This window comes from Paenibacillus sp. PastF-3 (assembly GCF_029893135.1).
Classification (GTDB): domain Bacteria; phylum Bacillota; class Bacilli; order Paenibacillales; family Paenibacillaceae; genus Paenibacillus_AQ; species Paenibacillus_AQ nitricinens.
This window is the reverse complement of sequence record NZ_JARXWM010000002.1, coordinates 340,885-355,565: the sequence shown is the minus strand read 5'-3', so window position 1 is coordinate 355,565 and position 14,681 is coordinate 340,885. Positions and strand designations below refer to the sequence as shown.

Genomic DNA, 14,681 nt, shown 5'->3' with positions numbered 1-14,681 from the left:
AAGGTAATAACAGGTTAGAACATCATAATATAAGACCGTCCGGTTCCCTACATGAATGGCAGGAGACTGGACGGTCTTTTTATCTATTCAGTAAGGGTATTTGTCATTGCGAAGATTTGCATTAAATTTTAACATAACTTATTCTGAGATCATAAAGGCATAAACTGATGGTATAAAAAGGAGATATTATGACGGAGAAGATAGATATAGGATGGAACTTTGAGAACAGTTATGCTCATCTGCCGGAATCCATGTTTACAAGGATTAAACCAACTCCTGTACGTAAGCCGGAGTTAGTTATTTTAAATGAACCATTGGCTGCTACCTTAGGGCTGAATAGTACAGCACTACATAGTAAGGATGGTGTTCAGTATCTTGCAGGGAATGAAGTCCCTGAAGGTACTGTGTCGCTTGCTCAAGCGTATGCTGGACATCAATTCGGACATTTTACCATGTTAGGTGACGGCCGAGCTACGCTTATTGGTGAGCAGATCACACCCCAAGGTGACCGCGTAGACATTCAGCTTAAGGGTGCGGGAAGAACACCCTATTCTCGTGGTGGCGATGGCCGAGCCGGACTCGGACCGATGCTGCGTGAATATATCATTAGCGAAGCCATGCATAGCTTGGGTATTCCCACCACTCGCAGCTTGGCAGTGGTAACTACTGGAGAAACGATCATTCGAGAAACAGAGCAGCCTGGTGCTATTCTGACCCGGGTTGCTGCAAGTCATCTACGGGTGGGTACCTTCCAATATGTTGTAGCGTGGGGTACTGTTGAGGATCTCCGTACTCTGGCAGATTATACATTACAAAGACATTATCCGGAAGTTGATTCTAAGGAGAATCGTTATCTTTTCCTGCTTCGGGAAGTGATTGGACGTCAGGCTGAATTGATTGCCAAGTGGCAGCTGGTAGGATTTATTCACGGAGTGATGAACACCGACAACATGGCGCTTAGCGGAGAAACGATTGATTATGGTCCTTGCGCCTTCATGGATGTGTATCATCCAGAAACGGTATTCAGTTCCATTGACCAGCAGGGTCGTTATGCCTATGGCAATCAACCGGGCATTGCCTCTTGGAATCTCGCGAGATTCGCGGAGACTCTCCTGCCATTGCTGGCTGATGATCAGGAACAGGCGATTCGGCTCGCTGAAGAGGAAATTGCAGATTTTAAAGAGCGGTCTTACCATCATTGGCTCACAGGTATGAGGGCGAAGCTCGGAATCTTCAACGAAGAGGTAGAGGATGTAGCGCTAATTGAAGTTTTGCTAGATTTGATGCAGAAGTATCGGGCGGACTATACCAATACCTTCCGTGCCCTAACATTAGAAAAGCTGGAAGAAACCGCTCTGTTTGGTGCAGCGGAATTTACGAAGTGGCAGGAGTTATGGCAGGCTAGACTTAGCAGACAGCAGCAATCGAAAGAGGTTTCGCTGCAGCTAATGCGCAATAGTAATCCTGCGATCATTCCGCGGAACCACAGGGTAGAAGAAGCACTCCAAGCGGCAGTGCAACAGGAAGATTACAGTGTGATGGAGCGATTGCTTAAAGCTCTTTCCAATCCTTACGCTTATTCCCCTGAACAGGATGAATACTCGGCACTACCTAAGGAATCAGCACGTCCATATCGAACCTTCTGCGGTACCTGATTTGCTGATAATGATCTAAATAATGAGGTGAAGTAAGAATGTTTCATGCATATGATGTTCTGGCTAACCAGTTGCTAGCTAATGCGAATGATCCAAGTTGGTATGTGCCCTTTGAGGTAGCCATAAATGACTTAAGCGAAGAAGAAGCTTTTTGGAAAGTAACGGAAGAAAGCAACAGTATTACTGAGATAGTGCAGCATCTGCTCTACTGGAATGAAACTTGGCAAACAAGATATAAAGAAAAGAGTATCCATGCGGTTCCTTCAGTGGATAACAATAATACCTTTGTCATTGCAAAAGGAGTAACGTTCCAAGAGCTTCAGCAACAACTATTAGAAGTTCTTTTACGTTGGCAGGAACTGATTACAAAGGAACAATTGGATGCCGATGTTCAAGAATTCCAAGGCAGTCAGTGGTGGGAAGTAATGGGCAATGTGACAACACATAACGCGTATCACGTGGGGCAAATCGTTTTTATTCGAAAGATTCAAAAGAGTTGGAATCGCACTATGAAATGAATTGAAGGACGTTAACAGATGTACATTCATCTGGCTAACGTCTTTTTTTGCGAATATCAATGAAAATAAGTTGTGTGAAAATACTTATAAATACTTATAGTCACATATATAATACTTGTAAATACTTAATTAATAACTTATGATGACTTTAGGAGGTGCATACATGATGTTTCAAGAGGAGAGATTGTTAAAAATACTCGAATATTTGAAACAACACCAATCGATGAGTGTTCAAGAGATCTGTACGCAATTTGATGTATCCAGAGATACCGCACGTAGGGATATTGTTAGATTAGTACAAGAAGGTGTTGTGATCCGAACGCATGGAGGGGTATCGTTACCTGAGTTACAAAAAGAATTGTTATCTTATCAGGATCGTTTGATCGATGAATCTGAGAGTAAACAGAGGATAGGAAAGGCTGCGGCGCAGCTTATCCAAGATCATGAGACTGTGATTTTAGATGTATCTACCACCGTGCAGTTTGTAGCAGAACAGATCAGCGCGAAGGATATTACGGTGGTCACGCACTCGATTGATAATGTAGGGATCTTGTCAAAGCGGGAGGATCTGCAAATTTATGTTCTTGGTGGTTACTTGAATGTGAAAAATCGCTTGTTATATGGCCCTTCTATTATCGATAAACTTAGTGAAATCCGTGCTGATAAAGCCTTTATTGGAGCATCCGCGATCTGTGCTGATGGGCTCTACTATCCATATGAAGAAGATGTACGGGTGAAGAGAGAAATGGCCCGAAGATCAGAACAAGTCATCTTAGTGGCTGATCACACCAAATTTATTGGCAAATCATTTTTCCGTCTAGACTTTGAGTTCGTTGACATTCTAATTACCGATCGGGAACTCCCAAGTGAGATCAGAGAAATTCTAGATCAGATGAACATCACAGTGATTGAATGTCCAGAAGAAACTGAAGAGGCTCGAGAGCAAGACTGATAACGAAACAGAGGAGGATATTTATGTCTTATATTCTGCAAAATGTACAAGTGGCGCTTCAGAATTGTATTATCCCAGCGGCTAATGTGTGGATTTCTGAAGGGAAAATCATAAAGATAGATACAGAGGATCTTTCGATTCCAGAGGGACAACATGAACGGATCGATGGTGGTGGACATTTGTTAGTACCCGGGATGATAGATGTTCATATTCATGGCGCCAATGGCTTCGATATGATGGACGGTACGGAAAAGAGTATTCAAGAGGTCTCAAGTGCTTGTGCTTCATCTGGCTGTACCTCATTTTTGGCTACATCAGTGAGTTCTACGCTAGAAGATCTTTTAGAAATGATTCGTAGTGTCAAGCGTGTGATTGGACATGAAGTGGGCGCAAAGATCGCAGGTATTCATTTAGAAGGACCTTACTTGAATCCGAAGCGAAAAGGAATGCAGAACGAAAAATATCTACGCCACCCCAACTTAGAGGAAATGAACCTGATTTTTGAAGAAGCGGGTTCACTCATTAAGATGGTTACAATTGCTCCGGAGCTGCCGGGAGGGATGGAGCTCATTTCCTTTTTGAAAGAAAAGGGTGTAGTTATAGCCATCGCTCATTCGGATGCCACATATGAAGAAGCTAAACAAGCCTTTGCGTCGGGGGCAAGTCATGTTACGCATTGTTTTAATGGCATGCGGCCTATCCATCATCGGGATCCAGGGGTAATTGTGGCTGCTTTTGAAGAGAAGCATGTAAGTCTTCAGGCGATTGTGGACAACGTCCATCTGCACCCTGCAATTATTCGATTAATGCATACCTTGAAAGGACCAGAAGGAATGGTCTTGATTACAGATGCACTGCAAGCTATGGGATTAGGTGATGGGGATTATATGTTCGGAGGCCATCATGTTACAGTATCCGAGGGGGTAGCGAGACTGAAGGATGGAACGCTAGCTTCAAGCACAGTGACTATGAATGAAGCTTTACGTTATACTGTCGAAACTGGGATTCCATTGTTAGACGCCGTAAAGATGGCTTCAACTACGCCGGCCAATATTCTTGGACTTCAACAAAAGGGGACAATAACATCTGGTTTTGATGCTGATCTGGTCCTCTTGGATGATGAATTTAAAGTGTGCTGGACAATGGTAGATGGTCAAATTTTATAAATCATGATGAATACAGGTTACTTCTGCTCAATGCAGCTGTAACCTGTATTCATGTGCGGTTATGCCAAACACGCTTTTAAAATGCCGGTTCAAATGAGTTAAATCCACAAATCCACACTCTACTACAGCGGCATAAATATCCTTAGTTTTCTCAATGGACTGCTTGGCATGCTCTACCTTGCAATTTAAGAAAAATTGATAAGGTGATATTCCAGTATGTGTCTTAAACTCTCGGATAAATTGATATTTGGAAAGTCCAAACTCTTTACAGAGATCATCTAGTTTCAATACATGTTCTAAACTGCAGTACATCATTTCCTTTGCTTTTTTGACAAATTTATTATTAATCCTGTGCTCTGTAACTAGTTCAGTATTAGATACAACATGAACCAGGTTTAACAACAGCTCACTGCATAAGGACTCCTCTTTACCATTCTGGATGGCATGACTTAGCGCTAATATGCACTGTGCCAATTTGTCATCATATAGGATGGGAGAGGAGAAGCGGAGTTCTTTTTTTCCTAGGATCTCTTGTATCAAGGTTGGCTTGATATATAGCATGACATAATCAATACCTGCTTTATCATATGAATTGCCGTCATGCGTTTGCTCTCGATTAAATAGCATTACGCCATTTTTATGAGAGGATTGCAAGCTACCCTCAAGGTTATATTGCTGAATGCCACGTAAGGTGACACCAATTGCGTATTCTTCATGGCAATGTTTTTTATAAGTGAAATCACTCATGCTAGCTGACAATGTTAGGATATCTGCCGACTTTTTATAGTTGAAACTCTCCACGCTCTTAACCTCCAAGACTTATAGGATTCCCGATATCATAATGGCAGAGTATACTAAAAATAATGCCATCAGAGTATTTAGAATTTTTTGATGATTTTGCAGAAATGCTCTGAAGATTGCCCCGAATACAACCCATGTCGTAAAAGCAAAAAATCCGATCACAGTTATAATTATAACAAACATAAATAAGGTAAGAGAAGAAGTATAGAATGGCATTACATAGCTGGGAATGACTGTTAAAGTAAATAAGAGCACTTTAGGATTCACAAGCTGCATAAGTAAACCCGAGCGAAAATTGGCATTTGGATTAGGCTTGTCTTCCATTGATCCCATCTTATAGATTTTGTAAGCTAGGTAGAGCATATATATACTCCCAATGACTTGCATAATGATCAGAATATTTGGGATGATCTCTACCAGAACACGATTCATTAAGGTAGAAAGGATAAGCAATAGCCCAAAAGCCATCGTAGCCCCGTATACATACCGCATGGTTTTCTTAGCCCCTGAATGTTGCACGGAAGAAAGAATAACAATATTGGCAGGACCAGGTGAACATGTAACTACAATGCAATAGAGAAGAAAGGAAATTATATTCATGATGACCTCCAGTAAAAGTTGTCTTATGAATATAAACCTCCTACCTTGATTGTTTATAGTACATTATTGCAGAGGAGATCAACATAATGAATAAGACGAAGCATCTAACTATTAGTACACTCACTGAGGGTGATTATGTATCTACATGCCGGGTTTTTGAAGAATCAATATCAGATGCCTTTAACAAAGAGGGATTAGGTCACTTACAAGAGGACATACAAAGTGAAACCGATCATAAAAAGCAAAAGGCGCTATCTTCACTGAAACAGGCAAACACGGATACTTATTTTTTTATCGCTAAAATCAATGGGAAGGTTGTGGGTACAATTTCCTATGGTCCATGTGGTGAGACTATTCAAATCTGTGCAGAACATCAGTTGGATCATTTGGGAGAATTGGGTAGTTTATACGTGTTGCCAAGCTATCAGGGAAAAGGGATTGGTTCGGCATTAATTAAGCAAATGATGATATTTCTACACGAACATGGGATCGAGCAATTTTGTTTGGACAGTGGCTATAAACGCGCACAAATCAAGTGGCAGCGTAAATTTGGGGAGCCTTATAAGGTTATAAAAGATTATTGGGGACCCGACTCCGATCATATGGTTTGGTTGTGTAATGTAAGGTAGCCTCAAAATGGAAAATGTATATCATATCGAATGATCGTGTCGTAATATTATATATTAAATGTCGCATTTCCCTACTAATAAAGGGCTTTGTTATGTGATATTTTATTAGTAGATGTCAGAATAACATATATACAGGAGGCACAAGCAAATGACGATAAGAATTGGTAAGATTAGCTATTGGCATGTACATGCTTGGGACTATACGAAGCAAGCTCAAGAACATGAGGATACTGTATTGGCTGCGGTTTGGGATGAAGATGCAGAGCGGGGGAAAAAAGCTGCCGAAAGCTTAAATGTTCCTTTTTTCGATTCACTGGAGGACCTGCTTGCGCAAGAGGATATAGATGCTGTCATAGTGGATGCGCCTACCAATGTGCATAGAGATATAATTGTTGCTGCGGCTAAAGCGGGCAAGCATATTTTTACGGAAAAAGTAATTGCCCCTACACATAAAGAAGTTGAAGAGATCATAAGCGCAGTGGAAGAGAACGAGGTGAAGCTGACCGTATCCTTGCCACGTCTAAATGATGGATACGCGTTAACGATTCAAGAAGTTCTAAGTCAAGAACTGCTCGGAGAGATCACCTACGTTAGAGTACGCTTATCCCATAATGGGGCTACAGAAAACTGGCTTCCCGATCATTTCTATAGCTTGGAACAATGTGGTGGCGGAGCTTTGATTGATCTGGGCTGTCATCCTATGTATTTGACGAAGCTTTTCTTAGGTCAAGAGGTGACCGGTGTAAGTGCTAATTTTGGTTATGTCACGGGCAAGGAAGTAGAAGATAATGCAGTGGTAACATTATTTACGAATTCAGGAGCAATTGGTGTGGTCGAGGCTGGTTTCGTGAATAGTCATTCGCCGTTTACCATCGAGGTACATGGAACCGAAGGAACTCTTCTTTACGGAACACCAGAGGATAAGCTTCTCCTTAGAAGTAACAAATCCGCTGACAAAGAGGAAGGATGGAAAGAAGTAGCGCTACATGCTAATCGTGAAAGCGCATTCCATCAGTGGGTTAATCATATCCAAAAGGATACTTTCGCCACCGAGAATGTTCAAATTGCTGTGGACCTTACGAGATTAATGGAAGCGGCGAATCGTTCTGCTAAAGAAGCTCGTATGGTTCGGTTAGCAGATCTAGACGCTTAACCGGTCTCCACCTGTCAGGAGGATGTTATATTGAGTAACTTTCCCTATGAGATGATGTTTGAGAAACATGATATGCTCGAGAGATTGGATATTTCAATCCAATGGGGACATTACGAGATTACAGTTCTTAGATTTCATTTGATCTCTTTTCCGCCGGGAAGAGTCATAGATTTCCATAATCATTCTGAGTTCGAGTTTCATTTTATTCCACGAGGAAAGGGAGAAGTTATTCTTGGCGATCTGCAATATCCTTTGTCGGAGGGAATGCTCTATTTAACCGGACCGGGTGTCATGCATCGCCAAGAGGCGGATCCAGAAGAATCCATGGAAGAACTGTGTCTACATGTGGACATCAAAGAGAAGATCAGAGAGGACGTAGATCCTTGGGAGGTTGCGGAGGCTGAGACCTGTGTTCAGAAGCTAAAGCAGTTACCGCTAGTTCCAGCACAAGATTATCACAGCGCTATGAAATGTTTTCTTGAAGCCTATGAAGCTTGTGAAGGTAAATTAACGGGATATTATACTTCCATTAAACATCTCGTAATTAGCATTTTATTAAAGGCAGTAAGAGCGTATGATGCTGGTGGAATTCGAACAGAAGCGCCTGTTAGAGATATGTCAACTTATCGGTACCAATATGCCATTCAATATATGGAAGCTAATTATTCAGGAGCCGTTACCTTGGAGAATGTTGCTGAAAAGCTGAATATTAGTTCAAGGCAGCTGCAGCGAGTGTTTAAACAAGTTAACGCCGAACAATCTTTCAGTAGGGCGCTTGAGGATATCCGGTTGAAAGCGGTCTGCCGTAAGCTTGAAGAAAGCAATTATCCGATCGAACAAATCGCTCAATCCGAAGGATTTACGAATGCAACGTATTTGCATATCGTATTTCGCAAGCGTTTAGGCATGACGCCAGCAACTTATCGAAATACAAAACAAACTAATTAGAAGTGAGGGTGAATGAAATGAGTAAAGTTTTTCGCGTAGGAATTATTGGGTGTGGTGGAATTGCGAACGGGAAGCATCTACCAAGTTTGAGCAGACAAAGTAAGGTTGAGATCGTTGCCTTCTGTGACATTATTAAAGAACGTGCGGAAGAAGCGGCGGAGAAATACGGAAGTTCTGAAGCTGTAGTCTATACAGAATATACTGAATTGTTGAAAGATCATTCTATTGATATTATTCACGTGCTAACGCCGAATGACGCTCATGCAGAGATCTCAATTGCAGCCCTTGAAGCAGGAAAACATGTCATGTGCGAAAAACCAATGGCTAAAACGGCAGCAGATGCCAAACGAATGGTGGAAGCGGCGAAACGTACAGGCAAGAAGTTAACCATTGGATATGACAACCGCTACAGAGAAGACAGCTTATATTTGAAAAAAGCATGTGAGTCCGGGGAGCTTGGTCATATCTATTTTGCAAAAGCACATGCCATCAGACGGAGAGCGGTACCGACATGGGGCGTATTTCTCGATGAAGAGAAGCAAGGTGGAGGGCCACTGATCGATATCGGAACCCATGCGCTGGATCTAACGCTGTGGATGATGGATAACTATAAACCGAAAGTCGTGCTGGGCACCAAATATCATGAACTCTCGCAAAAAGAAGAGGCCGCCAACGCTTGGGGACCTTGGGACCCTAAAAAGTTCACCGTGGAGGACTCAGCGTTTGGGATGGTCGTAATGGAGAATGGCGCCACAATTATGCTGGAAGCGAGCTGGGCACTCAATTCATTGGACGTACATGAAGCGAAGTGCAGCTTAAGCGGAACTGAAGCAGGCGCTGATATGAAGGACGGACTTAGAATTAATGGAGAGAAATTCAGCAAGCTGTACACCAATAAAATTGAGCTTGGGGCAGGCGGCGTTGCTTACTATGAAGGAAAAGCAGAGAGTGCACCTGACATCGAATTAAGAAAGTGGATCGAAGCTATTGAACAGGATAAAGACCCGGTTGTAACACCTGAACAGGCATATGTTGTTTCGCAAATATTAGAAGCGATTTATGAATCTGCACAAACGGGTAAGGCTGTGTATTTGGATTAGATTTTTGACAAGCATAGCGATATAGAGTAATATCCACTTGTGATTTAATTACAGGGATCTGAGACAAGACTCTCTCTTTACCGGGAGAGTTTTTTTGTTTTTTTTGCTTGTTTGAATACTGGTTTATAGGGGTGAAGAGCATGAATACGGTAGAGCGAAATCAAGTTCTTATTGTGGAAGATGACGATAATATTAGACGGTTTATAGCTATAAATTTAACGAATAATGGGTTTATGGTTAGTGAAGCTGCTTGTGGAGAAGAAGCATTGCAGAGCTTTGAGGCGAACCGGTCAGACGTTATTGTTCTGGACATCATGCTGCCGGATTTGAATGGGTTTGAGATTTGCCGGAAGGTAAGAGAGCAGGACCCTGGGGTCATCATCATTTTTTTAACAGCACGAGGACAAGATCTGGATAAAATCAATGGCCTTGAAATGGGTGCCGACGATTACATTGTGAAACCTTTTAATCCATTAGAACTGGTGGCACGGATTAAAGCGATATTGCGCCGTACAGAAACAGCTCTAAAACCGCAAAGAACTATCCTTCAAGCCGGACCGATTCGCCTGGATATGAACTCGAACAAGATGTTTAAACACGATGACATTATTGAATTAACCCCGAAGGAATTCCAGTTGCTGAAGACCTTTCTAGAGCATCCGGATACAGCACTATCTAGGAATGAATTAATGAACCTGGTCTGGGGTGAGGATTATATTGGCGATCCAAAGACAGTAGATGTTCACGTGCGTAAGCTAAGAGAGAAGATTGAAGAGGACGCCTCTAACCCGCATTGGATTGAGACTGTATGGGGGCTCGGATACCGCTTTAGAAAGGATGGTTGAAGAATGGGTATTCAGAAAAGATTAGTAGGAAGCTATTTTGTAGTGATCTGTCTTACGGTGCTCATTCTTGAGATTATCCTTAATTTATCTGTACGTTATTATTATTTTCATAATATAGAGCAAACCCTGATGAATCAGGCGGAACTGTCGGCTTCTTTTTATCAGCAATATTTTAGCGACGAGGATTTAGAGGCACAATCGGATCGGTTGTTAAAGGGCTTTGCCAGTCATTCCGATGCACAGGTACAGATTATTAATGCTGAAGGTCGGCTTTTGCAGGATTCGAACGGAATCCAAGGCGATTTTGCGATGACAGATAACATGGATGTACAAGCAGCCATAAAAGGGCAGCCTAACAGTTGGAAGGGTGAGGACCCCGTAACCGAGGAAGCTATTTTTACGGTGTCTTATCCTTTACAAGCCAAAGATAACATCATTGGGGAAGTTAGGTTTATTACCTCTTTAACGGAAACGATACATACAGTTAATCAAATTGCGGTTTTGCTGATCGGGGTAGGTATGCTCGTGATTGGTATCGTCACCTTGCTTGGATTATTACTATCTTGGACCATAACCAGATCCATTAAAGATCTGAAACAGGCGGCAGACCAAATGTCCGAAGGAGATTTCAGCATAAGAGTACAAAAGCGCTATCAAGACGAGCTTGGATCCTTGGCGGATACATTAAATATGATGGCCAGTCGAATCTCGAACAGTGAACAGCTTAAGAATGATTTTATCGCATCCGTATCCCATGAACTGCGTACGCCATTGACCTCGATCAAAGGCTGGGTAATCACCTTGAAGGCGGGTGGGGAGAGTAATCAGGCTCTATTTCATGATGGGCTAGATATCATTGAATCTGAAAGTGACAGGTTAACTCATATGGTAGATGAACTGCTCGATTTCTCCAAATTGGATAACGGAAGAATCGCAATTCACCTTACAACTGTGGATCTAACAGGGCTGTTGCAGCATATTGGCAGACAACTCACCCCTAGAGCAACCCGACAAGGCATCTTGCTCGAAGTGAAAATAGAAGAGAATTTGCCTGTCATTCAAGCTGACGAGAATCGTGTGAAGCAAGTCATGATTAATCTCATTGATAATTCGCTCAAATTCACTAGTTCCTCAGGTCGAATTCTTATTACTGCCCATACGGTTTCAGGGAAAGTTGTAATTACAGTTGAGGATACTGGGTCAGGCATCGCAGAAGCGGATTTAGAGAATGTGCGGCGAAAATTCTACAAAGTGGACCAACAGGCGTCAGGCAGCGGTTTGGGTCTGTCTATCTCGGAACAGATCATTACATTGCATCATGGGGAACTGCGAATAAGCAGTACTTTAGGCAAGGGGACGATTGTCCAATTTGACTTGCCGATATAAATAGAGCTCAAATTTAACTATTTCATAACCACTTTCATCTCTTTCACAGATAAAATACTATATATGCGGACAAGCGAGGAGTCGATGATCCAAATGCCGAGCAAATTCATAAAAATAGGTGCTATGTTAACAACGTTAATTTTGCTCGGAGGATGCGGAGTGCCGGCAACACCAGGAGAGCTGATTAAGCCTCCATCATCAGAAGCAAGCCTGCAGCGAGACAAAACGAGTCAGGAATTTATCAAATGGCTTCCCGACAAAGCTCAATTGATAACTCCGTTGGAAGGACAAGAGGATCATGCTATCTCCTTTGGGGATATGGATGGAGACGGTATTGATGAAGCTGTAGTTGTATATGAGTACAGCAAAAACAAAGGTTCTTCTATAAAAGCGATGCTGCTTAGGCAGGAAAATGAAGCGTGGCAAAAGATTTCGGAGGTTGAGGGGTTTGGGTATGGCCTGGATTATGCCGGATTCTATGATGTCGATGATGATGGCCATAACGAACTCGCACTGGGCTGGTCATTGGGCGAGGCAGGGAACGGACTGGATATTTACACGCTGAGTGAAGATAAATTAAAGCTGTTATCGAAGAAGGCGTATCAGGACAAATTTGATCTGAGATAATCATTCCACTTTATAATCCGCTGCACTTCAGCTTCATCTTGAAGCAAGATGTATTTGTGCACAGGCGGATTATTTATGATGCTCATTTTACAACAAGAAAAATACAGAAATTAAATAGAGGTTGTTTCATGTTTATCTCCACCAAAATTGCAAAGCTGGACAGATCCGTACTTTTTCTCGTAACAGGCCTAGTTGGTATTGGTACTGTTGCTATTTATGGAGCGACTACGGATACACGGTTAGACGGACTTTACATCAGTTCATTGTTTTTATTTGCTTTATTTTGCATACCCATGTTATTCATCGCATTGGTAGATTATAAGATTCTATTAGGCTGGTTAGCGTATCTCTTTTATAGCGTGGGTATTGGTCTACTTGTGCTAGTTAAGCTGGTTGGGGAAAACCTCAATGGTGCCGTGCGTTGGTTAAGTATTGGGAGCTTTCAGCTCCAGCCCTCCGAGCTGGCTAAAATATGTACGGTATTGCTCATTGCTCATCTATTGGGTAAACGAGAAGGACAGCAGCTTCGATTTTTTCAAGATTTAGTGCCGGTTTGTTTCGTTTTTTTAATTCCTTTCATTTTGATCATGGATCAACCCGATTTGGGTACAGCGCTCGTTTTTGCTGGCATATTGCTTAGTATGCTTTGGATTGGTAACATCCGTGCTCTATATATGATTTTGATCCTCGGTGTGGTGATTATTTCGATCGGCACGATACTATGGCTCTACTATGCCAATTTCGACTTGTTATCCAAGATTGTCGAGCCCCATCAATTGTCACGAATTCAGGCTTTTTTAGACCCGCAGAGTGATCCGGATAAATCTTGGCATGTCAAAAACGCAATGATTGCCATTGGCTCCGGTGGATTATCGGGTAGTGAAGGTATTTTTTTGCGAAAAGGATATATTCCTTACGCGTATTCCGATTCGATCTATGTGGTCATCGGTGCAAAATACGGTTTTATAGGTTCATCTGTGTTGCTGATGCTTTATTTATTGCTCGTCTATCGAATGATCTTTATCGCACTAGAAAGCAGGGATCGTGGAGGAGCATATGTTGTCACCGGATTTATCGCCATGATTATCTTTCAAGTTTCTGTTAACCTTGGAATGCATCTTGGATTGCTGCCCCTAACGGGGATATCCTTGCCGTTTATTAGTTATGGAGGTAGCTCGTTACTTACTAATATGATTGCGATTGGCATAGTGCTAAGTGTGAAAGTCCATAAGGATGAAAGCACGGTTTGAAAAAGCTACTGGAACTGAGTGGAGGGAATTATGACTAACAAACGCAAATGGACAACAACTCGTAAAATTCTGACGAGCATTGGACTTGTCTTAGGCGCAACGATTATCGGAATTGGAGTATATGCAGGGTATTTATACAAAAAAACGGATAACGCGATAGAGCGCATGGCTGCTCCAATCAACGTCCAGCCAACCGCTGCCCTAGAGGAAAAAAAGGAGACGGTATCGGTTGAACCTATGATTTTTCTGCTTGCCGGGGTAGATAGTCGGGACGGTGGTGGTGGGGTAATGAATACCGATGTGTTAATGCTTGTCAGCTTCAATCCTGACACGAAGTCGACGAGTTTCTTATCTATACCGAGGGATTTGTTACTAAAACCTAAATCGTTGCCCTCTCGAAAAGCTAATTATTATTATGCATACCATTACATAAAAGATAAAACTGAAGCTATCCCTAATACAAAAGAGTTTTTCAGCAATTTACTAGGTCTGCCAATTGATCACATGGTCGTAGTGAATTTTGATGTGCTGAAGGAGACGGTGGACTTGCTTGGCGGGCTAACCATTGATGTCGATATGGATATGAAATATATCGATTCGGCAGATGGAACGAACATCGACTTAAAGAAGGGCTTGCAGAAGCTGGATGGCAAACATGTGCTTGATTTTGTGCGATACCGCAAATCGAATCAAGGAACGGCTGAATCCTCCGATTTTCAGCGCAATGATCGACAGCAGCAAGTAATTAAGCAGATTCTGGATAAGCTAGGGAATTTCCAAGGCGTGTCCCAATGGGGGAATGTATTGGACATCATCGGTGAAAATGTGAAGACAGATATTCCACAAGCAGATCTCCAGCAATGGTTGTTGAACTTCCCTAAACTCAAACCAGATCATATCAATTCCTTACATGTGGAATCTCTTTGGAAGAGTCCATACGTGTATGTGAATAAAGAGGATCTTAAACAAGCACTTACTACTCTGAGTACGGAAGCGGGCGTTAGCTCCGAAAGTTCATTGCACTTGGAGAATATTGGGACGGTAGATTGAA

At 42.2% G+C, this 14,681-nt stretch carries 15 protein-coding genes; 13 read left to right on the top strand and 2 right to left on the bottom strand.

The genetic code is table 11. From position 1 onward, the window contains the following. The first annotated feature begins 188 nt into the window (after positions 1-188). The 4 genes from M2444_RS05625 (at position 189) to nagA (ending at position 4,291) form a co-directional block, all read left to right on the top strand. The gene (locus M2444_RS05625) at positions 189-1,655 is read left to right on the top strand and encodes a protein adenylyltransferase SelO (RefSeq protein WP_280786484.1); all 1,467 of its coding nucleotides are present in this window, start codon (positions 189-191) and stop codon (positions 1,653-1,655) included. A 38-nt stretch (positions 1,656-1,693) separates the two neighbouring features. Then, on the top strand, positions 1,694-2,173 hold the full coding sequence (locus M2444_RS05620; protein WP_280786483.1) for a DinB family protein: 480 nt from the start codon (positions 1,694-1,696) through the stop codon (positions 2,171-2,173). 163 nt (positions 2,174-2,336) lie between these two features. Continuing rightward, on the top strand, positions 2,337-3,125 hold the full coding sequence (locus M2444_RS05615; protein ID WP_280786482.1) for a DeoR/GlpR family DNA-binding transcription regulator: 789 nt from the start codon (positions 2,337-2,339) through the stop codon (positions 3,123-3,125). Positions 3,126-3,148: 23 nt separating this feature from the next. After that, entirely contained in the window at positions 3,149-4,291 is a 1,143-nt protein-coding gene (nagA, locus tag M2444_RS05610) for an N-acetylglucosamine-6-phosphate deacetylase (RefSeq protein WP_280786481.1), read from the top strand. Between the two features lie 27 nt (positions 4,292-4,318). On the opposite strand, the gene M2444_RS05605 is transcribed toward nagA, so the two are convergent. Together M2444_RS05605 and M2444_RS05600 are read right to left on the bottom strand one after the other, a co-directional pair. Further along, entirely contained in the window at positions 4,319-5,092 is a 774-nt protein-coding gene (locus M2444_RS05605; RefSeq protein WP_094878215.1) for an AraC family transcriptional regulator, read from the bottom strand. 18 nt (positions 5,093-5,110) lie between these two features. Further along, the gene (locus M2444_RS05600; RefSeq protein ID WP_280786480.1) at positions 5,111-5,692 is read right to left on the bottom strand and encodes a LysE family translocator; all 582 of its coding nucleotides are present in this window, start codon (positions 5,690-5,692) and stop codon (positions 5,111-5,113) included. An 86-nt stretch (positions 5,693-5,778) separates the two neighbouring features. Here M2444_RS05600 and M2444_RS05595 point away from each other — a divergent pair, with 86 nt between their 5' ends. The 9 genes from M2444_RS05595 (at position 5,779) to M2444_RS05555 (ending at position 14,680) form a co-directional block, all read left to right on the top strand. Next, positions 5,779-6,321: a GNAT family N-acetyltransferase gene (locus tag M2444_RS05595; RefSeq protein WP_280786479.1), complete on the top strand. Its 543-nt coding sequence runs from the start codon at positions 5,779-5,781 to the stop codon at positions 6,319-6,321. 148 nt (positions 6,322-6,469) lie between these two features. Beyond that, positions 6,470-7,474, top strand: coding sequence for a Gfo/Idh/MocA family protein (locus M2444_RS05590; RefSeq protein WP_280786478.1), 1,005 nt, complete (start codon positions 6,470-6,472; stop codon positions 7,472-7,474). Between the two features lie 27 nt (positions 7,475-7,501). Then, positions 7,502-8,422: a helix-turn-helix domain-containing protein gene (locus M2444_RS05585; RefSeq protein WP_094869280.1), complete on the top strand. Its 921-nt coding sequence runs from the start codon at positions 7,502-7,504 to the stop codon at positions 8,420-8,422. Positions 8,423-8,439: 17 nt separating this feature from the next. Further along, positions 8,440-9,522, top strand: coding sequence for a Gfo/Idh/MocA family protein (locus tag M2444_RS05580; protein WP_094869281.1), 1,083 nt, complete (start codon positions 8,440-8,442; stop codon positions 9,520-9,522). Between the two features lie 140 nt (positions 9,523-9,662). Continuing rightward, entirely contained in the window at positions 9,663-10,367 is a 705-nt protein-coding gene (locus M2444_RS05575) for a response regulator transcription factor (RefSeq protein WP_094878212.1), read from the top strand. Positions 10,368-10,370: 3 nt separating this feature from the next. After that, the gene (locus tag M2444_RS05570) at positions 10,371-11,753 is read left to right on the top strand and encodes a sensor histidine kinase (RefSeq protein ID WP_280786477.1); all 1,383 of its coding nucleotides are present in this window, start codon (positions 10,371-10,373) and stop codon (positions 11,751-11,753) included. Positions 11,754-11,846: 93 nt separating this feature from the next. Further along, positions 11,847-12,380: a hypothetical protein gene (locus M2444_RS05565; RefSeq protein WP_094869284.1), complete on the top strand. Its 534-nt coding sequence runs from the start codon at positions 11,847-11,849 to the stop codon at positions 12,378-12,380. A gap of 128 nt (positions 12,381-12,508) precedes the next feature. Then, positions 12,509-13,630, top strand: a complete 1,122-nt coding sequence (locus M2444_RS05560) for an FtsW/RodA/SpoVE family cell cycle protein (protein ID WP_280786476.1) — start codon at positions 12,509-12,511, stop codon at positions 13,628-13,630. 30 nt (positions 13,631-13,660) lie between these two features. Next, positions 13,661-14,680 (top strand): LCP family protein, encoded by a 1,020-nt coding sequence (locus tag M2444_RS05555; RefSeq protein ID WP_094869286.1) that lies wholly within the window; start codon positions 13,661-13,663, stop codon positions 14,678-14,680. Position 14,681 lies beyond the last annotated feature (1 nt).